The sequence below is a fragment of the Halanaerobium polyolivorans genome, assembly GCF_020711195.1.
Classification (GTDB): Bacteria; Bacillota; Halanaerobiia; order Halanaerobiales; family Halanaerobiaceae; genus Halanaerobium; species Halanaerobium polyolivorans.
Window position 1 is genome coordinate 161,849 of record NZ_JAJFAT010000004.1, and the last position, 22,021, is coordinate 183,869.

The 22,021-nt window shown below is 34.8% G+C and carries 21 protein-coding genes; 1 reads left to right on the forward strand and 20 read right to left on the reverse strand.

All coding sequences use genetic code 11. The features are described from left to right. Positions 1 to 17: 17 nt before the first annotated feature. The 16 genes from LJ207_RS04390 to LJ207_RS04465 all read right to left on the reverse strand — a co-directional run bounded on the left by LJ207_RS04390 (position 18) and on the right by LJ207_RS04465 (position 15,959). The gene (locus LJ207_RS04390; RefSeq protein WP_229344436.1) at positions 18 to 1,235 is read right to left on the reverse strand and encodes a pyridoxal phosphate-dependent aminotransferase; all 1,218 of its coding nucleotides are present in this window, start codon (positions 1,233 to 1,235) and stop codon (positions 18 to 20) included. Positions 1,236 to 1,423: 188 nt separating this feature from the next. Beyond that, on the reverse strand, positions 1,424 to 2,608 hold the full coding sequence (locus LJ207_RS04395) for a M20 metallopeptidase family protein (RefSeq protein WP_229344438.1): 1,185 nt from the start codon (positions 2,606 to 2,608) through the stop codon (positions 1,424 to 1,426). A gap of 115 nt (positions 2,609 to 2,723) precedes the next feature. Next, the gene (locus LJ207_RS04400) at positions 2,724 to 4,265 is read right to left on the reverse strand and encodes a complex I subunit 5 family protein (RefSeq protein ID WP_229344439.1); all 1,542 of its coding nucleotides are present in this window, start codon (positions 4,263 to 4,265) and stop codon (positions 2,724 to 2,726) included. Positions 4,266 to 4,268: 3 nt separating this feature from the next. After that, positions 4,269 to 5,801 carry a complex I subunit 5 family protein gene (locus LJ207_RS04405; protein ID WP_229344440.1) on the reverse strand — a complete coding sequence of 511 codons (1,533 nt, stop codon included), beginning with the start codon at positions 5,799 to 5,801 and terminating at the stop codon, positions 4,269 to 4,271. Further along, positions 5,801 to 6,136 carry a sodium:proton antiporter gene (locus tag LJ207_RS04410; protein WP_229344442.1) on the reverse strand — a complete coding sequence of 112 codons (336 nt, stop codon included), beginning with the start codon at positions 6,134 to 6,136 and terminating at the stop codon, positions 5,801 to 5,803. The genes LJ207_RS04405 and LJ207_RS04410 overlap by 1 nt, the downstream gene beginning before the upstream one ends. Beyond that, on the reverse strand, positions 6,137 to 6,856 hold the full coding sequence (mbhE, locus tag LJ207_RS04415; protein ID WP_229344443.1) for a hydrogen gas-evolving membrane-bound hydrogenase subunit E: 720 nt from the start codon (positions 6,854 to 6,856) through the stop codon (positions 6,137 to 6,139). A 22-nt stretch (positions 6,857 to 6,878) separates the two neighbouring features. Continuing rightward, positions 6,879 to 7,130 carry a Na(+)/H(+) antiporter subunit B gene (locus LJ207_RS04420; protein ID WP_229344445.1) on the reverse strand — a complete coding sequence of 84 codons (252 nt, stop codon included), beginning with the start codon at positions 7,128 to 7,130 and terminating at the stop codon, positions 6,879 to 6,881. Next, a complete protein-coding gene (mnhG, locus tag LJ207_RS04425; protein WP_229344446.1) occupies positions 7,108 to 7,467 on the reverse strand; it encodes a monovalent cation/H(+) antiporter subunit G in 360 nt (119 codons plus the stop codon). The genes LJ207_RS04420 and mnhG overlap by 23 nt, the downstream gene beginning before the upstream one ends. Continuing rightward, on the reverse strand, positions 7,467 to 7,724 hold the full coding sequence (locus tag LJ207_RS04430) for an MrpF/PhaF family protein (protein ID WP_229344448.1): 258 nt from the start codon (positions 7,722 to 7,724) through the stop codon (positions 7,467 to 7,469). Before LJ207_RS04430 ends, mnhG begins: the two co-directional genes overlap by 1 nt. Next, positions 7,721 to 8,227, reverse strand: a complete 507-nt coding sequence (locus LJ207_RS04435; RefSeq protein ID WP_229344449.1) for a Na+/H+ antiporter subunit E — start codon at positions 8,225 to 8,227, stop codon at positions 7,721 to 7,723. The genes LJ207_RS04430 and LJ207_RS04435 overlap by 4 nt, the downstream gene beginning before the upstream one ends. Before the next feature lie 17 nt (positions 8,228 to 8,244). After that, entirely contained in the window at positions 8,245 to 9,411 is a 1,167-nt protein-coding gene (locus tag LJ207_RS04440; protein WP_229344451.1) for an iron-containing alcohol dehydrogenase, read from the reverse strand. A 137-nt stretch (positions 9,412 to 9,548) separates the two neighbouring features. Continuing rightward, entirely contained in the window at positions 9,549 to 10,463 is a 915-nt protein-coding gene (locus tag LJ207_RS04445) for a glycerophosphodiester phosphodiesterase family protein (RefSeq protein ID WP_229344453.1), read from the reverse strand. A 68-nt stretch (positions 10,464 to 10,531) separates the two neighbouring features. Continuing rightward, positions 10,532 to 12,421 carry an LTA synthase family protein gene (locus LJ207_RS04450; protein ID WP_229344455.1) on the reverse strand — a complete coding sequence of 630 codons (1,890 nt, stop codon included), beginning with the start codon at positions 12,419 to 12,421 and terminating at the stop codon, positions 10,532 to 10,534. Between the two features lie 192 nt (positions 12,422 to 12,613). Continuing rightward, positions 12,614 to 13,612 (reverse strand): dihydroxyacetone kinase subunit DhaK, encoded by a 999-nt coding sequence (locus LJ207_RS04455; protein WP_229344456.1) that lies wholly within the window; start codon positions 13,610 to 13,612, stop codon positions 12,614 to 12,616. 178 nt (positions 13,613 to 13,790) lie between these two features. Beyond that, a complete protein-coding gene (locus LJ207_RS04460; RefSeq protein ID WP_229344463.1) occupies positions 13,791 to 14,591 on the reverse strand; it encodes an HAD-IIA family hydrolase in 801 nt (266 codons plus the stop codon). Positions 14,592 to 14,633: 42 nt separating this feature from the next. Continuing rightward, entirely contained in the window at positions 14,634 to 15,959 is a 1,326-nt protein-coding gene (locus LJ207_RS04465) for a sn-glycerol-1-phosphate dehydrogenase (protein ID WP_229344465.1), read from the reverse strand. A gap of 343 nt (positions 15,960 to 16,302) precedes the next feature. On the opposite strand from LJ207_RS04465, the gene LJ207_RS04470 reads away from it, so the two are divergent. Further along, positions 16,303 to 17,073 carry a DeoR/GlpR family DNA-binding transcription regulator gene (locus LJ207_RS04470; RefSeq protein ID WP_229344466.1) on the forward strand — a complete coding sequence of 257 codons (771 nt, stop codon included), beginning with the start codon at positions 16,303 to 16,305 and terminating at the stop codon, positions 17,071 to 17,073. A gap of 50 nt (positions 17,074 to 17,123) precedes the next feature. On the opposite strand, the gene LJ207_RS04475 is transcribed toward LJ207_RS04470, so the two are convergent. The 4 genes from LJ207_RS04475 to LJ207_RS04490 form a co-directional block, all read right to left on the reverse strand. Further along, complete coding sequence (locus LJ207_RS04475) at positions 17,124 to 18,380, reverse strand: zinc-binding dehydrogenase (protein ID WP_229344468.1); 1,257 nt, start codon at positions 18,378 to 18,380, stop codon at positions 17,124 to 17,126. Between the two features lie 31 nt (positions 18,381 to 18,411). Continuing rightward, positions 18,412 to 19,275, reverse strand: a complete 864-nt coding sequence (locus LJ207_RS04480; RefSeq protein ID WP_229344469.1) for a class II fructose-bisphosphate aldolase — start codon at positions 19,273 to 19,275, stop codon at positions 18,412 to 18,414. Positions 19,276 to 19,349: 74 nt separating this feature from the next. After that, positions 19,350 to 20,891 carry an FGGY-family carbohydrate kinase gene (locus LJ207_RS04485; protein ID WP_229344471.1) on the reverse strand — a complete coding sequence of 514 codons (1,542 nt, stop codon included), beginning with the start codon at positions 20,889 to 20,891 and terminating at the stop codon, positions 19,350 to 19,352. 80 nt (positions 20,892 to 20,971) lie between these two features. Then, complete coding sequence (locus LJ207_RS04490; protein WP_229344472.1) at positions 20,972 to 21,739, reverse strand: SDR family NAD(P)-dependent oxidoreductase; 768 nt, start codon at positions 21,737 to 21,739, stop codon at positions 20,972 to 20,974. Positions 21,740 to 22,021: the final 282 nt, after the last annotated feature.

Genomic DNA, 22,021 nt, shown 5'->3' on the forward strand with positions numbered 1-22,021 from the left:
AGTGCTAAATTAAGAGTTTAGGCCTGAGAATAATTGCTCAAAAACTTTTTCAAACGACCAAGTGCAATTCTTAAATCCTCTTCACCTGGTAAAAAGACTATTCTAAAGTGATCTGGTTTTGGCCAGTTAAATCCACTGCCCTGAACTAATAATACTTTTTCCTGGGTTAAAAAGTCTAAAATAAACTTTTCATCATTTTTGATATTATATCTTTCTGTATCTATTTTGGGGAACAAATAAAGTCCTGCCTCAGGCTTAACACAGCTGATTCCAGGTATATCTGTTATCAGCTCATAAGCAAGATCACGCTGTTCTTTTAACCTTCCCCCTGGTAAGACCAGATCTTCAATACTCTGATAACCACCTAATGAGGTCTGAATGGCATATTGAGAAGGCACATTACTGCAGAGCCGCATTGAAGCCAGCATATTTAAACCCTCAATATAGCTTTTAGCATGATACTTTTGTCCACTCAACATCATCCAGCCAGCTCTAAAACCTGGTACCCGGTGTGATTTAGAAAGGCCACTAAAGGTCACAACCAAAACTTCATCAGTCATAGTTGCAACTGAAGTGTGTTCTGTACCATTATAGATTATCTTTTCATAAATCTCATCACTATAAATTATTAACTCATTTTCCTTAGCAATATTAATTATCCCCTGTAATATATCTGGTGGATAATTTGCACCAGTTGGGTTATTAGGGTTAATAATTACTATCCCCTTGGTTTTCTCATTAACCTTAGCTCTAATATCATCTAAGTCAGGATACCACTTATTTTCTTCATCACAGAGATAATGAACTGCCTTTCCACCTGATAAATTTACAGCTGCAGTCCAGAGTGGATAATCAGGTGTAGGAACTAAGATCTCATCACCATCATTTAAAAGTCCCTGCATTGCCATAACTATTAACTCACTAACTCCATTACCTATAAAGATATCATCCATCTCAACATCTAAAATACCTTTTTTCTGATAATACTGCATTACTGCCTTCCTAGCCGGAAAAATTCCATGGGCATGACAGTATCCCTGGGCATTTTTTAAATTATACATTACATCATGAATAATTTCATCTGGTGCATCCAGGCCAAAAGGTGCTGTATTACCAATATTTAATTTGTAGATATTATAGCCTTCTTCTTCTAATCTGGTAGCTTCTTCTAAAACAGGTCCCCGAATGTCATAACAAACATTTTGCAACTTTTGAGACTTTTTAATATAATCCATCTTCTTTCCCCCATTTTTACTCAATACTCTCTACTCGAGCTGCTGCTAATAATTAAATTCTTGTTAGTAATTGATTATATCAAACTTTTTAGTATCTAGCAATAAAAAATCGGCCCTAATTAGAGCCGATTTAAATTTAGATATATATATTTGAGTTTGTGAATTTAAAAACAATTTTTCTTCATACTTTAAAACTTAAAATAATCGAGTGCTGCCTGGGCCATCACTGCTACTCCCGTCTTTAACACCGAATCATTAAATTTAAAATCTGACTGATGATGGTTCACAATTTCTCCCTGAGGTGCAATACCGAGATAATAGAAAACAGCCGGTACTTCTCTCCCAAAATAAGAGAAATCTTCTCCACCCATCTCGGCTTTTTTCTTTTCTCTTAGCTTTTCTGGGCCAAGAATTTTTTGGGCTGCTGTTTTAATAATATCGCTCATTTGAGGATCATTAATTACCGCTGGATAACCAAATATATAATCTAGTTCATATTCGGCTCCATAAATCTGACAGGTATTTTTAATTACACTTTCAATATATTGAGGCAGTTTTTCTCTAATCTCTTTTTTTAGAGAACGAACAGTTGCTTTGAGCTCTACCTGATCAGGAATAACATTATGGGTTTTTCCAGCCTCTATCATACCCACAGAAATAACTGCTGACTCCAGAGGATCAATCCTTCTGCTGACAATATTCTGCAGAGAAGAAATAATCTGGGCAGCAATTGGAATCGGATCAATGGTATTATGGGGTCTGGCTGCATGACCTCCTTTACCGATGATTTTTAGGTTAAAACGGTCAGGTGAAGCCATCAGAGCTCCACTTTTGTATTCGACAATACCTTCTTCAGTACTTCCCCAGAGGTGGAGTCCCATTGCAGCATCTACCTGAGGATTTTCCAGTACTCCTGCTTTGATCATCCCCTCAGCTCCACCACTTGTTTCTTCTCCTGGTTGAAAAAGAAATTTAAGGTTGCCGTCAAAATCTGCTGCCAGTTCTTTTAAAACCATAGCAGTTCCGATTAAGATTGCAGTATGGCCATCATGACCACAGGCATGCATTACTCCTTTGCTTTTTGATTTAAATTCTAAATCATTTTTTTCTTCTACAGGCAGAGCATCCATATCAGCCCTGATCAAAAGGGTTTTTGCATCCTCTTTATTGCTGTTAATAAAAGTTGCACAGACACCTGTACCGAAAATATTTTCTTCAACTTCAAAACCCAGTTTTTTCATCTCAGCTGCAGCAAGTTTGGCAGTTTCTTTTTCTGCAAAAGATAGCTCAGGATTTTGATGAATTTGATGTCTTATTTCAATAACTCTATTTTCAATTTCTGCTACTTTTTTTAATATTTTTTCTTTAGTCATTGTCTCACTCCTCTATACTTTAAAAGCACTTCTTACTGCTCACAATAATAATGGTTATCATTAAGATAAATATATGATAGCAAATAGATGGCCTTAATGTCAAATTATTAGCTGATTAAAAATAACTGTAGATCTGCTGCCAGAGCAGTAAAATACTTAAAAAGACAGGAATCCAAAGCAGCTGTATAGTTAAGTCCTGATAGAAAAAATCATGGATTTTTTTGGATGTATTAAATATAGTATTATAAAAAACAGTTTCAAAAATTTTATCGGTATCAAATTTAACATTTTTACGACTCATACTGAAGATAAAATCAAGGGCTGACCTAAGATATCTTTCCAGTGAAAGATGATCTCTGACTTTAACCTTAAATCCTGCATTATTATGAATTAAATAAACTGCAAGCAAAATATATATTATGCTGTCCCTAACTCCAGCTATGATATTAAAATCATAATCAACTAAATATTCCAGCATATCACCCGGCATTTCCGGCCAAAAAGCAACTATTAAAACACCTAAGGTACCAAATAAGATAGCTAAAATATCTGTACTATAAATTTGATAACTGTTGAGGGCTTTTTTCAATTTATCTGCAAAATTACTGTAATCTTCATCAACAATAAAGATCCAGTAAAGTATTCTTAGTGAATAAATAGCACTGATTAAAGCAAAACCAAAAAAGACTACTTTAGTTAAAAGACCTGGAAGCTGAGCAGAGCTGATCAGATACTTAGCATTATAACCGGCTGAAAAAACAAGACCAGCTAGAGAAAGAAAAGAAATAATAACTGCCAGAGAAGTAAGTGGTCTTTTAAAAATAGCTCCTTTAAAATCATAGACAACTCTGCTGCCGTATTCTCTCTGCAAAATACCACTTGTAATAAAAAGGGTTGTTTTAGCAAAACCATGAGCGATAATAAAAAGTACTGCCCCTAAAAAGGCCAATTCTCCACCTGTACCGATTGCCAAAGCGATAAAACCAAGTTGACTTACCGTACTATAGGCCAGCATAATCTTAAGGTCTGCAGAACGAACAGCCTGCCAGCCTCCATAAACAACCATTGCTATCCCCAATAAATAAAGCATGGTATTTCCACTTTCTATTGGGATAATCTTAAGCAGAAAAATATAACCAAGTTTAACAACCCAACCTGAAAGTATTGCACTCACAGGTGATGGGGCCTCGGAATGAATAGGAGGTAACCAGAAGTGAAAGATAAAAATACCACTTTTGGTGGCCATCCCAATAATCAATACAAACTGCAGTAGTACAGAATCTATTGCAGCAATTTCAGTATAACCAAGTGCATTAGCTGCCAGGGCTGCAAAAAGCAAAATACTGCTGCCCGTAAATTGAATCACAAAATACTGTTTAACAAGTTTCCAGCTGCTCCATGCCAATAGGAAGGTTGTGGTTAAAGTAACCATTTCCCAGGCAAAGAGAAAAAAGAACCAGTCAGTTGTTAAAATTACTACCACTGTGCTGATCAGGTAAATCAGGGTCAGTATATAATACCAGAACTTATATTCTTTTATGTAATTCCAGGCTGCCAAAGCTGTAATCAGGGTTAAAATAACTCCTACCTCAGCCAGCAGAGGAAAATAACTTTCAAAACTAAAACTTGCTAAAAATTGCTGCCATAATAAAGCCACTGTTTAACCTCCCAACACAAGTTCAATATATCTTTCCACATTCATAATGCTTTCGATTGACATTCTGAGTGGAATATTTAAAAACCTAAAACCAAAACCAAAAATAATTATTACTGCTGTATAAGCATAGGTAATAAAAGTAACAATCTTTTCCCTATACAAGACAGAAAGTAGGGGCTGATTGAAAACTTCCATCTTTAGATCATCCTCACTTAACCTAACCTCTTCAAAACCTTTAGCTATGTAACGCAGATAATAAATAACTGCAGTTAAACTACCAAAAATAACTATAAAAGCACCAAAATAACTTTGGGCCTCCAAAAAGGCCATTAAAATAAACCACTTACTTGCAAAGCCTAAAAGTGGTGGCATTCCGATCATACTCAAAAGTAAAATAATAAAGGCTATAAAAACCGGTTTATCTCGTAAACCCACCCCTTTAAAATCACGGTAGTGATTAGATACAGTATACTGCAGCAAATAACCACAGGCTACAAAAAGTCCTGCTTTCATGAACATATGGGCAATAATATGGAGTATCCCCCCATAAAAGCCTGCCTCCGTATTAAGCATTATCACAGCAAAAATCATTCCAATATGACCGATGCTGGAATAGCCCAGCAGTCTTTTAATATTATTAGCCTGTAAAGCAAAAACATGACCCAAAAAGGAAGAAAATAAAGCAATATCTATTAATAAGATATTTAAATTCAAAGCCACAATAGTTTCAAAACCAATTACTGTCCAGATCAGTCTGATAAACAAATAAAGATAAATTTTAGAAAGCACTCCAGACAGCACTGCTGTTACCGGTGCTGGTGAAGAATCATAACTTTTAGGCAGCCAGAACAAAAATGGGAAAACCCCCATTTTGATCAATAAAGCTGTCAAAAATATTGCGGTAATAAATAGTTGAATACCACTTTCTAAAGCAGCAAAATTATTTGCAACATCTGCCATTGTAAGGGTGCCGAGATTAAAGTAAGTTAACAGAACCCCAAAAAAGATTAATGAACCTGCAATAATATTATAAAACAAATATTTAATTGCAGCCTCACTGCCAGGATGGCTCCTTTGAAAAGCAATTAAAGCTCCTGAAGCAATAGTTAAAAGCTCTATAAATACATACATATTAAAGAGATCACCGGTCAACATAGCTCCATTAGAAGCTGCAATAATTATAAAATAGAGTACATAAAATTTACCCTCATGATGGCCTACATAACCGATAGAATATATTATTATAAATAGCAAACTCAAAGTTACAATAGCAATAAACAAAAAACTTAAATTATCCATTACCAGATTAATACCAAAGGGAGGCTGCCAGCCACCAAGGTGGTACTGCAGAAACAAGCTCCCATCTCTAATCTGATCAAAATATTGAACAACAATCGAAGTTAAATTAAATATCTGAATTGAAATCCCCAGCAGAACAAAAAAGCGCCTTAATTTTGCATTAATTAAATCAATAAAAGGAATAATAAAGGCTGTTCCGAGGGGTACAATAATCAGCAGTATTATTCTCGTCTCCATCAATTATTCAACCCCTCTATCTCATCTCTATCAATAGTATCTGTAAACTGATTTAATTCAATAATTAAGGTTAGCAAAAGTGCTGCAGTACTTGCTCCAATTACTATTCCGGTTAGAGTTAAAGCCTGTGGTACAGGATCATTAAATTTACTGAATTCTTCCCCCATTTTATGGATGGCAACTTCTCCCCCAACATCAGAAAAAGCAATAACCCAGAAAAATATTGAAGCCTCCATAATATTTAAACCAATTACATTTTTAATTAAATTTGTCTTCATTATCAGTGCATATAAACCCAGCATAAAGAGGATTATAAAGATGAAATTATTTCGCATTTAAAAATCCTCCTTAAAAGTTTTTTGAATCATACTATAAAATATTATCGCCAGTCCTGCTCCAACCTTAATTCCAACCCCAAAGTTTACATAAGGTATACTCCCAGCTGAAATCAAAGTGCCTGTACGAGCAGTTAAAAAACCTAAATTCTTTAAGAAAAAGCCCTCCATTAAAATACCTACAACTCCTAAACCAAGAAAGGTAAAAGCTCCCATTGTTTCCATGGCAGTTTTAACCTGAGGACTATAGCGCCTGTAATCAAAGGCACTACCATAAACAATAGAGAAAATTATCGAAATAACAGCTAAAATAACTCCACCCTGAAAACCTCCCCCTGGACTTAAATGACCATGGGTAATCACATAAAGGCTAAAAAGGGCAATAAATGGAGTCACCAATCCAAAAGTTCTTTTTACAATAAAGGAAAGCCCCCTTGAAGAAACCGGCAGCATCTTTCTAGATAAAATTAAAACAATACCACTTACTGCTCCAAAAATCACAGTACTTTCACCAAGAGAATCAAAAGCCCTATAATCATAAAGTACAGCAGTAATTAAATTTAGTGAACCTGTATCACTTAAACCTGAGCTAATAATGTAATCAGAAACTCCAGTTCTCAAGCCAGTATATTCTGGCACCAATAAAAAGTTTTCATATAAGGCAATTGCTGTTAATATAAAAACAGAAATAACCAGTGTTTTTTTTAGATATTTATGCAAAGTTATCACCTCCGGCTGAATTTCAGTCGGAATCACCATGTCTGATCTGACTGATTGCACTCATAAAAATTGCAGTACTTAAACCTGCACCAATTACCGCTTCTGCTAATGCTACATCTGCAGCTCTATGCAGTAAATAAAGTGCTGTTAAAACTATAGAAAATGTTGATAAAAATATTATCGAAATCAATTCTTCCTCAAATCTAACTGACATCACAGCACATAAGACTAAAAATATAAGTAATAAATTTTCAAGAACTACTGTTGCTGTCATCATAATCTCTCCCTAAGTATTCAGAATAGGCATCAATTGCATACTCTTTTGGTAATGCAACTTCTCGGTGATAAGATGCCCTTGCTATTGCATGAGTTGCCATCGGGTTTGAAAAAAGAAAAAATACTCCAATCAAAATTATTTTGGCACTTAAAAAGAACTCCCAAACATAAACTGCAGTCCCCAAAGTAACCAACACAGCCGAAATCGTTAATACCACAGCTCCAGCGTGAATTCTGGTATATACATCTGGGAAGCGCAGTAATCCAATTACAGTAATCAAGGCAAATCCTGCTCCTGAAAACATTAAAAAATATGCAATTATTAACCGGATCATTATCTATACAGCTCCCCATGTTCAAAGTATTTAGCATATATCAACATATCAACAAAAAGCAGTATTGCATAGGCTAAAACAATATCAACCAGCAAAAAAAGGTCATAATATAAAGCAATCATCAGCATCACAAGCGACATAAAGATACCTATTGTATCTGCTCCAATTAAACGGTCAGTAATTGTAGGTCCGATTATAACCCGATAAGATACTATAATCGAAAGCAGGGTAAAAAATATTGCCAGTCCCAGTATCATCTAAAGATCACTCCAATCCATTTTTCAAAGCGGGCAATGATTTTTTGTTTCATTTCCGCCTGTTCTAGAGTTTCTACATCTATCCAGTGAATATAATATGATTGTTCTGTTCTATCATAATCAAGTGTTAGCGTTCCTGGGGTCAGGGTAATTAAATTGGCCAAAACACTTAAACCAGTAATATCTGTCAGTTCTGTTTTAACTTTTACTATTCCCGGATTAAAACTTGGTTCTTTTTCAAAAACATGTTTTGAAACCTTTAATGCAGATAAAATTGCTTCATAGAAAAAAATCGGAATAAATAAAAGTAAGAGAAAAAACTTGCGTAAATAATGGTACCAGGGTAGTTCTCTTTTGACTTCCCTAAAAAGCATATCACTTAAAAATAGTGTTACCAATAAGGAGGCGCCACTACCAACTATTAAAACATCTATGGTTATTCTTCCTGCAAAAATAATCCAGACCAACAACAATAATATAAAAGCAGATACTTTTTGCAGCATTTAAACACCTCCAGCTTTTATTTTAAGACACTTTGATATATATTTAAAACATCTTCTTTATCTATTTTAACAATACTTCCTCTTTCTTTACCAGCAACTACTTTAGCAGCCATTTCTTCTAAACGGTCACCTGGTACACCTAATTCTTCTAAGCTTAAAGGCATTCCAATTGATTTGAAAAATTCTCTGGTCTTTTGAATCCCCTGTTCAGCAGTCCATTTAAGATCTTTAAAATTAGGATCTACTCCCCAAACTCTAACTGCATATTGGGCAAAACGCTCTAAATCATGTTGATAAACATATTCCATCCAGGCCGGGAAAATAACTGCCAGTCCTGCTCCATGAGCAACATCATAAAGGGCACTTAATTCATGTTCTATACCATGTGAAGCCCAGTCACCAACTCTACCAGTATCTAAAAGATTATTGTGGGCAATACTGCCTGTCCACATAATTTCTGCTCTTGCAGCATAATCTTCATTATCTTCTAAAACAAGTGGAGTATTAGTAATCATCGTTTTTAAGGCAGCTTCACAAAGCCTATCTGTCAGTTCTACATTGGCTGTTTTTGTAAAATATCTTTCCAGGATGTGGGACATAATATCAACTGCACCAGCAGCTGTCTGGTAATCAGGAAGGGTAAAGGTTAATTCGGGATTCATAATTGCAAATTGGGGTCTAATATGTTTTGAATTTATAGAAAGCTTGTGCTCTCCGTCCATTTTGGTAATAACTGCTGAGGTACTTGATTCACTACCTGCAGCCGGGATAGTCAGCACAACACCAACCGGTAAAGCCTGCTCTATTTTAACATTGTTTGCAAAAAAGTCCCAGACATCACCATCATAATAATGTCCTGCTGCAATAGTTTTTGCAGAATCAATTACACTACCACCACCAACTGCCAAAATAAAATCTACATTTTCTGACTCCACTAATTCCATACCTTTTTTAACCAAATCTAGCCTTGGATTAGGTTTAACCCCACCAAGTTCTACATAATCTATACCGGCAGCTTCAAGTGATTTAACTACAGTATCATAGGTGCCATATTTCTTTATACTACCTCCACCATAGTGGAGCAAAACTTTACTCCCATGTTCTGCAGTGTGTTTAGCAACTTCTTTTTCTTTATCTTTACCAAAAATAATCTTGGTCGGATTTTCATAAACAAAATTCCTCATAATTAACTGCCTCCTTTTAAAAATCTCCATGAAAATGTTTTCAAGAAAAAATTTCATTAAAACATTTATAATTGATAAATTTATTACTCAATAAATTATATCATAAAAACTGCTTTAATTTCCATAAAAATTAAGAATTAATCAGAAAACATTTCTTCACCGATTTCTTCTGTTCGTTCACTAATCTCTTTTGCCCTATCAAAAAAGCTATTTAGCAGTTCTGGACGATCTGTTATATAGCCATCTGCACTAAACCAGGTCAGGACTTTTATCTGCCAGGAATGATTAATTACATATGGAAAAACAAACAAGCCTCTTTTATGAGCAGAAGCTATATACCAGGGCATCGAAACATGGCCTTTAGGACCTATTCCTTCTGCAACCTCTTCAGTCAGGTTAAGCCAGCCATCCCAGCGCCATTTGGTAGCTACATTGCTGCTTGTTAAAAGCAGCCGGGGAGATTCCGGCCTCAATTCTCCCAGCCTTTCCAGGCTGGCAGGAGAAAAGGAAAGAAAAAGAACTTTTGGAGCTTCAGCTTCAACTTCATAGATATCTTTTTCTTCTAATAGATCGGTTATTTCTTTTTCAATCTCTGAATAAAGATAAGGGCTTTTTAACTCTATAGCAAGCCCGACCCCGGTATTTACTGGGTCAACAATTTCAATTACTTCTTCTAGGGTTAAAATACCTAAGCCCTCATACTCTTCTCTGGCTCGATCTGGATAGGCCTCATTAAACCAGCTGCCATAATCGAGCTTTCTTAGTTCTTCTAAAGTGAAATTTCTAAATCTATAATTATCACGTTCAGGAAAAACTTCATCTGCATCGGTTAACCTTAAAAGCTCCTGATCGTGAAAAATAACTAACTCGCCATCTTTTGTTCTCTGGACATCCATTTCTATATAATCTATCCCACTTTGCACTGATTTCCTCATGGCTGGCTCAGTTGATTCAGGAGCCGCATAAGAAGAGCCGCGGTGGGCAATTAAAACAGGATAATCAAAATTATATTTTTCAATTATTTCTTTTCCCCGTCTAGAAGGTCTGATCAAATAATAAAATTCAAAATATATAAATGCTAGAAGCAAAATAATCGCAATAACTATTATATATTTTTTAATTATTCCACCTCCCTAAAAATTTCACCTTCATGAACACCAAATATTCTTCTCATATAGTTGATTATTGCTTCCATTTCCTCAACCTTTTGCTGTTCAATTTCCACATCTTTTTCTCTATCCTCAACAAAACCAACTTTATTTAATACTCCCATTTCTTCTACAAAAAGTTGATCTTCATATAAAATCTTGGGAGTTTCATCTAAAAAGAGCAAAGGTTCTTCTTTATCAGTAAAAAGCGAACGTCCCACAAACTGCTGAGGCAGCTGCTCAAACCCAAGTAAATCAAGCACTGTTGGCGTCAGATCAGTAGTTGTTCCAGGATTATTGCTCACCCCAGCTTCTAGTTCAGGGTGACTAATAAACAAGGGAACATGATCTGGCTTTTTAATATTCCTCCAGAGATTAAAATTCCTATCTGAACTGTACTCTGGTGTGTTAACTTCTGACTCATGATCAGAATAGATAAGAACTAAAGTATTATCTAAAACACCTGACTTTTCTAATTTCTGAAAAAAGTTTTCTAAAGCACTATCTGTAAAATTAATTGATTTAAAATAGTCTAAGACAAAATTACTGTTTACACCTTCAAATTCATCTACACCAGCTTCAGGATAAAAATTAAAGGGAGTATGACAGGTTAATGAGATCATAAAAGCCAAAAAAGGCTCATCTTTTTGCTCAGCAGCAGTTATAATGTCAGCTGCCTGATCAAAAAAGTCATAATCGTTTACCCCTAATGCTCTCTCTTCAGGCATAACAAAAATTTCTTCACTAAAATCTTCTTTGCTGTAAAAATTATCGAAACCTAGGGCCGGGTATGCTTCACCCCGGTTAAAAAACTCCTTGGTATTATTATGAAAAGCAAGGGTTTGATAACCCTGCTCATTTAATAATTTAGGTAGTGAAGCAAAATTGCTTAGATCAATATCTCTATAAACATAACTCCTATTAACTGGATAAAGAGAGGTTAAAACAGATAGATCAGCATCAAAGCTGGCATTTACTTTTTGGGCATAAAAATCTGCAAAATATATACTCTCTTCTTTAAATGAATTCAAAAATGGGACAACTTCTTTTCCCTGCTGTTCATAGTTAATTATTCTTTCATCAAGAGATTCAACCTGAATCATAATAATATTGCTGTTTTCACTCAGCTGTTTTCGACCACTAAGCTGATCTTTAGTTCTATAATAGGGAATATCATCTAACTCTGGTGGTTCAGCCTGCTGCTGTCTCTGCAAATAACTATAACTATCTATGATATAAAAAGGTATAACTCCATGGACCGAAACAAAGCTACCGCTCCCCAGTTGATAAAGTCTGGTTGGCTGAGCTCCATCAAAAATCACAGAAGCAGTAAATATTTGCACTACAATTAATAATATTACTATTACTAAAGCAAATTTTTGTTCAAGAGCAGCCTTTTTAAAAATTCTTTGCGGATTTTTAATAAATTTAAAGTCAGGTAAATAACTAAAACCTAAAAAACCTAAAATGATAATATCAAGAATAAAGACAACATCTCTATATCTAATTATATGTCTGAAAAGAACTTCATAAAGGGAAAAATCACCCAGACCTTCTGCAGACATAATGTCACTTACACTTAAAAAATTACCAAAATAGCGGTTATAAAAATAATTACTGAAGAAAAAGGTAGTAAAAACAATGACAAGTATAAATAACCTCTGCCGAGATCTTTTATAAACTAGCAGAGGTTCGATAAAGTTGATGTAAAAATATGCAAAAATTATATTTCTCAAAGCAAGTGATATAATTGATGGAGTTTGAAAAATATACAGCATTAAATAATTATATTTTATTAAAAAAGATAAAAAGAGAATTAAGGAAAAATACCTAACCCTCTGCTCTAATTTATTTTGCAGCAATGAAACTGCCCCCTCTTTTCTTTTTTCGTTTTTATCATATCAGATAATCAACTTTATTAAAAGTCTTTTTTTAAGATATTTTGCAAAGTTAAAAAGTAGTCAATAATTCATATATTTTGCAATTATCTGCAGAAAAAAAAGCCCCCTGTTTAAAGAGGGCATTAAATCTATTATTATAATTTTTTTTTTAACTTAAAGCTTTTTGAAACCTGGAGATTCTGCACTTTTATCATAAAGAGATTTTAACTCATCATTTAATTTAAAGAAAGTGATAGAAAATCCTGCCATATCAAGGCTTGTACAATAACCTCCCATTACGACATCATGGACTTTAATCTCTTTAGCAGCTAAAATATCATCTAGTTCCTTATATACTAACAATAATTCTTCTCTGGTCATAGCTCCCAGGTCATTGATTAAAACCGCAATCTCATCTCCTGCATCTAATTCTAAATCATCATTTAATAATTTTTCTGTCATCATTTCTACCAGTTCTGCTGCAGGTTTGATCTTAGTTCTTTTAATACCCTGCTCACCATGCAGACCCATCCCGATCTCCATTTCATCAGCAGCCATTTCAAACATCGGCTCTTTTTCAGTTGGTAGAGTTGCAGCTGAGAAAGCAACACCTAAACTTCTGGTATTGGCCCTTGCTGTTTCAACTACAGATTTCACCTCTGCTAAATCTGCTCCGGTATCAGCAATTGCCCCGGCTATCTTGATTAAAAATAGGTCTCCTGCAATTCCCCTTCTTTTACTTTTTTCTTCAGGTGGGCCTGAAGCTACATCATCCCAAACTCTAACGGTTTCTACCTCAATACCGTCAGCTTCAGCCATTTCTGCAGCCATATCAAAGTTCATATTATCACCAGCATAGTTACCATAAAGATAAAGCACACCTTTACCACTATCTACCGCTTTGGTGGCTTCATAAATCATATTAGGATCAGGAGAGGTAAAAATATCACCATTAACTGAAACATCTGCCAGACCAGGACCGATAAATTCTAAAAAGACCGGCTCATGTCCAGCACCTCCACCAATTAAAACTGCTACCTTATCTTCAATTGGAGTTTCTTTTCTGGCCACCGCATTATAATCACCGATTCTTTTGTAATTATTCCTGTGTGCCCTTAAAAAACCTTCTACAGCTTCACCTGCAACCTTTTCTGGATCATTATAAATTTTCACTTTCTTTAGCCCTCCTTTGAATTTGAGATCTTCTTCTCTTTTATTTTATCACTTATTTTGAAATTTTTAAATAATTCTGTTAATTTACTTTTTTAAAAAAGAGAGCCAAAAGTCAAATAAGCTTTCAGCCCTCTTTTATAATCATTTATTTTACAGTTAAAAGTGAAATGCTTTTAACTTAAAGTTCTTCCAATTTCTTTTTTATTTCTGCAACTGATTCAAACACAAAGTCTGGATCTTGTGGGGCTTCTGCCAGCATTTCTCTATCAGTTTCTCCACTTAAAACCAAAATGCTTGTAATATCAGCATCTATGGCCATCTGAATATCGGTATATAATCTATCTCCAACCATAGCCAGATTTGCTTTACTTATACCTAGATTTTTAGCTACATAATCTATCATCAAACTATTAGGTTTACCTATAACTAAAGGCTTTTTACCGGTTGAAGTTTCTAAAAGACTGATCATCGAACCACAATCAGGCATTGTTTTACCATCTTTTAAAGGACAGACATAATCAGGATTTGCTGCCACATATTCTACTCCAGATAAAATTAAATCATGAGCATCCCAGAGCTTTTGATAGGTTAAAGTTGTATCAAAAGCCAAAGCAACAAAGTCTATTCCAGCTTGCTTTTCTTTTACCAGTTCTAAACCTGCTTCTTCAAGTTCTTTTTCAAAAGATGGAGTCCCAAGTGGATAAACCTTTGCTCCTTCTTTTTGACTTCTAATATAATCAGCAGTAACCTCTCCAGAATTAACTATTCTTTCTAAGGGGATTGAAAGGCCAAGTCTCTCCAGTTTTTGCTGATAATCTTTGCTGTTTTTAGCAGAATTATTGGTAAAAAAGACATAATCCTTAGCCTTTTTTTCCAGGGTATCAACAAATTCTTTAGCCTTATCAATCAATTGATCACTTAAATAGATAGTCCCATCCATATCAAGCAAATAACATTCTATTTCTCCAAGCTTTGTCATTTAAACCATTCCTTTGTAAATTGAATTCTTTTTAAATATTTCTTAAAGTTTTGCTTCCAGCTTTTCTACCGCCTCTGTTCCCCATTCTTCCAGCAGTCCTAACTGATTTAAGAGGGTTAAGATGGAATAACGACTTCTGATTTCAAATCCATAATTTACTGCTTTTCTTAACCAGTCACGATTTAAATTCTTAACATCATCTCTGGCAAAGAATTTGAAGTCATCTAATATAACTTCAACCTCTTTAAGACTGTTCTCATATTCTTTGATAGCTGCTTTAATTTCTGTTTCTTTGGCTAATAATCTTTCTTTTGAAACCTTTTCTCTTTCCCATCTTTCAGCTAGAAGTTCTAATATTTTAGGAGCTTTTTCTAAATAAATTTCTTTGATCGCCTTTTCTCTGGCCTGACGGTCATGTTTTAACTCTAATTGAGAAAAATCTTCTTCTAATAATCTTAAGTATAACTCACTTGTGATAACACTTGCAACCCCAACTTTAATTCCATGGGTTGGAACTGGCTCTTTAAAAATGCCTGAATACATATCAAAAAAGTGAGAAATCTGATGTTCTCCCGCAGATGCTGGTCTGGAATTACCGACCATCATCATTGCTATACCGGAATAGATCAAGCCTTTTGTTAAGGCATCTACCCCATCAATATCTCTTTCTAAAATGCTTTGATAATTGTCCATTAAATCATCTAAAACATCTTCAACTAAATCATAAGCTTCCTGACAAAAATAAGCATCTAAGAGAATTCTCTGCATTTTCCAGCCCAGTAATGATGTTACTTTGCCCAAAAGATCTCCTAAACCTGATTGAATCAATTTCCAAGGTGATGCTGCCAAAACATTTAAGTCTCCTATAATCAATTCTGGTGGTGTAATATCATATGACTTTTTTACTCCATCTACAGTAATAGAAGCAATTGATGAGGCATAACCATCCATAGAAGGTGCAGTAGCATAAATTGAATAAGGTTTTTTCATCTTATGAGCTGCATAAGCAGTTAGATCATTTAAACTACCTGAACCACAGGCTAAAATATAGCCATCATCTTCTACTCCAGCCATCACCCCAAAAATTGCATCTGGATCTGGAACCAGGTGGTCATCTCCTTCTTTTTCCTTCAGGGTAATCTCTACTACCTCATAGCCAGCACTTTCTAAAGTCTTTTTAAGTTCATTCCCGGCAGCTTCTTTGGTGTTTTTATCATCTACTAAATAAATCTTTTTAAATTCTGTTGTTTTTTCCAATAACTTTGGAACTTTAGCCACAGCATTTTCTTCAATTAAAACTTCTTGAATTGGAACTTGATGTACTCTTCCACAAGAACATTCTTTAGCTGAGATTTCTTTTAAATCCATCTTTATTCCTCCTTTTAATATAGCTGGAACTTTGTTTTAAAAGTCTTTGTTGATAATTTCCAGCTCGAGAATCTTCGCAAATAAGCAGTTTAATAATTTTTTCTTAATTAAATAATAGCACAAAATAAAACTAAAAACAAGCACTTTTTGTTATTTATTTTTATTATTTTTTATTTATTTTTTATTTATTTTTATTAAATCTTATTTTTTTGTTTAATAATGCTTATAAAGCCTTGTTTTGCAAAGGATTTCTTGACAAATAAAACAAAATAAAATACAATTATAATAAACAGAGTTTAAGAACAAGAATTATTATTATATATATATAGGGGGATTATTAACAATGTTATCACATACCAGAAAAAACAAGATACTTGAGCTCCTAAAAACCCATAAACAAATCTCTACCCAGGAGCTAGAAGAAGAACTAGATGTCTCCGGAGCAACAATTAGAAACGACCTTGCCCAGTTAGAAGAAAAAGGTCTAATAGAAAGAATCCATGGTGGAGCTGTTTTACCCAATCAGGAGGATAAAAGCAGTTTTAGAAACTTTCACAAAAGAAGCGAAAAAAATGTTGAAGAAAAAAAATCGATTGGTAAAAAAGCCAAAGATTATATCAAAGATGGCCAGACCATTATTTTAGATGCTAGTTCAACCATTTTATATCTGCTCCCTTATCTGACAAACTGTCAAAAACTAACCGTAATCACAAATGGCATTTACACTGCTTTAGAAGTTAAAGGTGAAGAAGATTTTAATGTCATTTTATTAGGTGGTATTGTGCGTCCTAAATCTGGTTCAGTTGAAGGTTTAATTGGTGGCTGTATGATAGATAATCTTTCTGCTGATCTAATGATAACTTCTTCCCACGGTTTTAATATAGAAAACGGACTCACAGATTTTAACTTTTATGAAGTTGAACTTAAAAAACGGATGGTCGCTAAAGCAGATAAGCTGATTGCCCTAGTAGATCACACCAAACTCGGCCATACTTCTGCCGCCCAATTTGCCAGAACAAAGGATATAGATCTTTTGATTACCGATTCAAATGTTGATCCTAAAGTAGTAGAAAGAATTCGCAAAGCAGGGATCAATATCGAAGTTGGTGATTAAATAGCTTGATTTTAACCCCGCAATCATCATAACTGCGGGGTCTGTTGTTGTTAACTTAAGTTTTCTAAGAGAAACTCTTCTGCTTTTCTTGACCAAAGACCATTATTAGCCTCTACTATTTGAGCTAACTCTGCAAAAAGAGGATTTTCTTCTCCCTTTTCTTTCAAATCACTAAGTGCTGTTAATTCCATTTCTATATCTGTATAAATCAATTTTTTGGCTCCAGGCAGATTTGGTAAGTCCAAAATTACACCTTCTGCACTATCTAAACCACCGATATGAGTTATCATTTTAGCTGGATTTAAGCTGCCTTTTTCAAAAAGCTTTAAAGCATCTTTCATATCCTGATCATTACTACCAGAAGATCCGGTAAAATGAGTTGCAGAATAATGAACATCATAAAAGTTAACTTCTGCTGAAAAATCCTTATCAGTTGGGCCGGCAAAAAAATGCAGACAGCCGTCCTGGGCCAGCAGCTGATCTCCTTGTTCTACCAGTTCTCTTACCGGTGCATAAACAAAGAGGTCATCAAAACCTTCCCCATCTGTCATTGCATTAAGTTCAGCTACAGTATCATCTAAATCATTAGGATTGACAAAATGAAGTTCAACTCCATTTGCAGCAGCATCTTCTTTGTGGAAAATTCTTTTTGCGCGATCTAATCTCTGCTGATTAACATCAGTTACCACAAGCAGAGATGGAGTTTTTTCAGCATGAACTGCATAATCAATTGCAGCTAAACCCATTGGACCTGCTGCACCAAAGAGGGCCATCTTACCATCCTCAACTATACCATGATCATGACCGTAATCTTTAGGATGAGTATGATATACAGTCTTATAGCCTGCAATCACACAGGCAACAGGTTCTGCTAAAGAGGCCTCAAAATAGCTTTCCCCATCATATTTAAGCAGATAACCTAATTCCATAACTTCTGGTGGAATAATCACATATTGACTGTTACCACCAAAATACTGATAGGAATAACCAGCTGCATAAGAACTTCCCTCATATTCTAAAGCAGGCTGAACTGTAAACTTTTGTCCAGCTGAAAACTGATCCTGCCATTTTTCACCTACTTCTAAAATTTCACCAGCAAATTCATGACCGGTAATAGTAGGGTTTTCTGCTACATTATCAGGTACTCTTTTGTGATCAGCACCCTGGAGAGCAGTTTTATAAGTTGACATACAAACACTATTTGTGACTACTTTGGCCAGTATCTCGTCTTCTTTAATATCTGGCATTTCAAATTCTTCTAATCTCAAATCTTTTTTTCCATATAATCTAAGAGCTTTATTTTTCATTACTTATCATCTCCAGTCCTCTGCAGCTAGCTTATACTCTATTATCAGCATAAAGCTGCTCTATTTTTTTGCCTACAACACTTTCTAAAGAATTCTTGATTGGGGCAAATAGTACATCAGGAGTTGGGTCTTCTCTATCTGCTGCCTCTGCTTTTTCTGCTGCTTCAAGCAGCCCCTTATACATGGCTATTCTGAGGTCAGCAAAAATATTTATTTTTGTAATACCATTTTTGATTGTTTCCTGGATTTGATCTAAGGGAGTTCCTGAGCCACCATGTAAAACAAGTGGGACATCAGTTGCAGTTCTAATTTCTTTTAAACGCTCTATATTTAAAACAGGTTCTGCTTCATATACTCCATGGGCTGTACCAATAGAAACTGCCAGGGCATCTACATTTGTTTCTTCAATAAATCTTTTAACATCAGAAGCTTTTGTAAGTTGTGAGTCACCCTCTTTAGTTCCATCTAAGTTCATTCCTCCAACATGGCCCAATTCAGCCTCAACTGAAACACCTCTTTGATGAGCATATTCCACAACTTCTCTGGTGTTTTTAACATTTTCTGCAAAAAGTAGTTGAGAACCATCATACATTACTGAGGTAAAACCCTTATCTATTGCTTTTTTAATAAAATCAAAGTCTTCAGCATGATCTAAATGAAGAACAATCGGGATATCATAACTAGGAGCAACTTTATTTATGAGTCCAGAAATATATTCAAAACCTCTTCCTTCTTCTAGGTCATGTCTTAAAGACATTAAAATTACCGGAGAATTCTTTGCCTCAGCTGTTTCTAAAATTGATCTAACCATAAAATCTTCTACACAATCAAAAGCAGGTACTGCATAAGCATTTTTTTGAGCATCTCTTAGTACATAATTTAAATTTGTTAACATAATTACCAACTCCTTATAATTTTAACTCAGCCCCCTAATTTAGCTGGGCAGGAGGCCGAGTTATAGTTATATAATTATTTTCTAGCTTCCATAATCTTATCTACTTTTGCTCTAATATCATAGTTGTCAGCAAATATTTCTTCTAGAGCAGGATGCATTTTCTTATATACTTTTTCATAGTAATCTTCATAAATCTCATTGATTTCTGGATCTGGCTCAATCTTATCTATTACCTCTAGTTTATCTTTAGCAACTTCATAGCTGTCAAAGATACCAACACCTCTACCGGCAATATAGGCAACTCCAACTTCTGCACTAACATTACCACCTATATAGATTACATTCATATTTAAGGCATTAGCTAGGATTTCACGTAAAAGCTTACTTTTAGCCATTCCACCGGTAACTACCATATCATCACTAATCTCGGTTCCTGATTCTCTAATATATTTTAAACTATCTAAAAGGGCAAACGCCACTGCTTCTAGACCTGATCTAAAGAGCTGAGCTCTTGTATGGTCTGTTGATAGTCCAAGTACAACTCCTCTAGCTCTGGCATCCCAAACAGGTGATCTTTCACCAGCAAAATAGGGGAGGGTAATTAAACCATCTGCACCAGGATTAATTTTTGCTGCCTCTTCATTCATCGTATCATAGGCACCATCTTCTACATCTTTCATAATTTCATCTCTCATCCACTTAAATACACCACCGGTAAAGGCTGGAGCAGCACTGGTTAAATACATATCTTTATAACCTACTGCAGGTGTTACCAGCATATTTTTAGCGAATTCATCTGATTCACCTAAGAAACCCCAAACTGCAGAAGTACCAAGAGCAACAACGTTTTCTCCTACTTCACTAATACCTGCTGCCATCATTGAAGCCATAGCATCTCCAGCTCCAGCAACAACAGGAATACCAGGCTCTAAACCGGTAGCTTCTTCAATTTCAGGTTGGGTATGACCAATTACCTGTTCACATTCAACCAACATCGGCATTTTTTCTATATCAAGACCTAATTTGTTGAACATTTCAGGATCCCATCTCTTATTTCTAATATCAAAACCGATACCTGTACAACCAGCCTGGGTATAATCCATTGTAATTTCACCAGTTACCTTATAGGCTACATAATCTTTAACATTTAAGAACTTATAGGCTTTTTTATAAATTTCAGGTTCTTTGTTTTTAAGCCAAAGTAGTTCTACTAAACCATAATAAGGGTCAACAGTGTTTGCACTGAGTTCAAATACTTTTTCTTCACCAATATTCTTTCTAATCCATTCATCTTCATCTGTACCTCTTCTGTCCAACCATAAAATTGCCGGATAAATTGCTTCACCTTTTTTGTTGATCGGTAAAACATCAGGTGTTAAACCACTAATAGATAAGCCCGCTAATTCTCCATTTTGTTCTTCAACCCATTCTGCTGCTTCTTTGGCTACTTCACAAAAACTTTCCCAATATACGTCTGCTTCCTGCTCTGCCCAGCCAGGATTAGGGATATTGTAAGTGTGGGTAGTATAAGCTGACTTTACAAAATCTCCTTCTTCTGTTAAAACTGCTGATCTTGCTCCAGATGTTCCAATGTCTACTCCTAATAAATACTTCATAAAAAATTCCTCCTAATTTAGATTTATGTTAATTGCTTAAAAAAAGCAAATTTTAAAGCTATTTTAAAAATTTTGACATATTAACGCATCAACATCCCACCTGTTGCATCAAGAGTTGCTCCAGTTATATAATCTGCTTTTTGAGAAAGCAGAAATACTGCAATATCTGCCATTTCTTCTGGTTTAGCAAATTCATTTTTAGGTATTCGAGCTAGATAATATTCTTCATCTTCTTTTAAGAGTGGTTTAACCATCTCGGTTTCAACTATTCCTAAGGCCATTCCATTTACATTAATCCCTTTATCAGCAACCTCTCTAGCTAGAGAAATGGTAAATGTCCACATTCCACCCTTTGAAGCTGCATAATGGGCATGACCTGTAGTTGAACCATGAAAAGCAGCCTGTGAATTAATATTTAAAATTTTTGCCTTTTTCTCATTTTCTAAAGCATGATTGACCAAAAACTTGCTGCAGATAAAAACAGCTGTTAAATTAACATCCAGAGTTTTCTGCCATTCTTTAAGACTAATATCTTTAACCCAATTTGTGGGAAAAAAAGCAGCATTATTAACCAGAAGGTCAAGTTCACCAAATCTTTCTACTGTTTTTTCCATTAATTTTAAAGCCTGATCTGGATAAGCCAAATCTGCTTGAATTGCCAAACTTTCTCTTCCCATCTCTCTGATTTCTTCTACAACATCCAAAGCTTCTTCTGCACTGCTTCGGTAATTAACCGCAACATCTGCCCCTGCCTCAGCTAATGCCAGAGCTATCGCCTTACCAACTCCACGTGAAGAACCAGTTACTAAAGCTTTTTTGCCTTTAATCCCCAAATAATCTTCTTCCATAAACTCACTCTCCTTAATAGGTCTTAAAAAAAAACATAAAAACCCCACTTTAGAACAACAGAAAAATCTTCTATTGTCTAAAAGTGGGGTTTCTTTTCACAGACCCGTTAGATTGATTTTGTTTTAATTAATTAATTTAAAACTTAAAATAATATTTATCTATATTAATTATTTTGCTATTTTGTTTTAATAAGTAATTTTATTTGCTTGATTGTATAATGAACTTGAACTAATTAAAAAAATAATAAATAAAATGCCCATAGTGGACCAAACTGTAATATA

Bases quoted from the DNA above. Each gene is read 5' to 3' on its own strand.
- mnhG (WP_229344446.1), bottom strand. From the start codon at position 7,467: ATGATCCGGTTAATAATTGCATATTTTTTAATGTTTTCAGGAGCAGGA.
- LJ207_RS04470 (WP_229344466.1), top strand. From the start codon at position 16,303: ATGTTATCACATACCAGAAAAAACAAGATACTTGAGCTCCTAAAAACC.
- LJ207_RS04390 (WP_229344436.1), bottom strand. From the start codon at position 1,235: ATGGATTATATTAAAAAGTCTCAAAAGTTGCAAAATGTTTGTTATGAC.
- LJ207_RS04485 (WP_229344471.1), bottom strand. From the start codon at position 20,891: ATGAAGTATTTATTAGGAGTAGACATTGGAACATCTGGAGCAAGATCA.
- LJ207_RS04405 (WP_229344440.1), bottom strand. From the start codon at position 5,801: ATGGAGACGAGAATAATACTGCTGATTATTGTACCCCTCGGAACAGCC.
- LJ207_RS04410 (WP_229344442.1), bottom strand. From the start codon at position 6,136: ATGCGAAATAATTTCATCTTTATAATCCTCTTTATGCTGGGTTTATAT.
- LJ207_RS04435 (WP_229344449.1), bottom strand. From the start codon at position 8,227: ATGCTGCAAAAAGTATCTGCTTTTATATTATTGTTGTTGGTCTGGATT.
- LJ207_RS04475 (WP_229344468.1), bottom strand. From the start codon at position 18,380: ATGAAAAATAAAGCTCTTAGATTATATGGAAAAAAAGATTTGAGATTA.
- LJ207_RS04440 (WP_229344451.1), bottom strand. From the start codon at position 9,411: ATGAGGAATTTTGTTTATGAAAATCCGACCAAGATTATTTTTGGTAAA.
- LJ207_RS04490 (WP_229344472.1), bottom strand. From the start codon at position 21,739: ATGGAAGAAGATTATTTGGGGATTAAAGGCAAAAAAGCTTTAGTAACT.
- LJ207_RS04480 (WP_229344469.1), bottom strand. From the start codon at position 19,275: ATGTTAACAAATTTAAATTATGTACTAAGAGATGCTCAAAAAAATGCT.
- LJ207_RS04465 (WP_229344465.1), bottom strand. From the start codon at position 15,959: ATGGATTTAAAAGAAATCTCAGCTAAAGAATGTTCTTGTGGAAGAGTA.
- LJ207_RS04395 (WP_229344438.1), bottom strand. From the start codon at position 2,608: ATGACTAAAGAAAAAATATTAAAAAAAGTAGCAGAAATTGAAAATAGA.
- LJ207_RS04460 (WP_229344463.1), bottom strand. From the start codon at position 14,591: ATGACAAAGCTTGGAGAAATAGAATGTTATTTGCTTGATATGGATGGG.
- LJ207_RS04420 (WP_229344445.1), bottom strand. From the start codon at position 7,130: ATGACAGCAACAGTAGTTCTTGAAAATTTATTACTTATATTTTTAGTC.
- LJ207_RS04430 (WP_229344448.1), bottom strand. From the start codon at position 7,724: ATGATACTGGGACTGGCAATATTTTTTACCCTGCTTTCGATTATAGTA.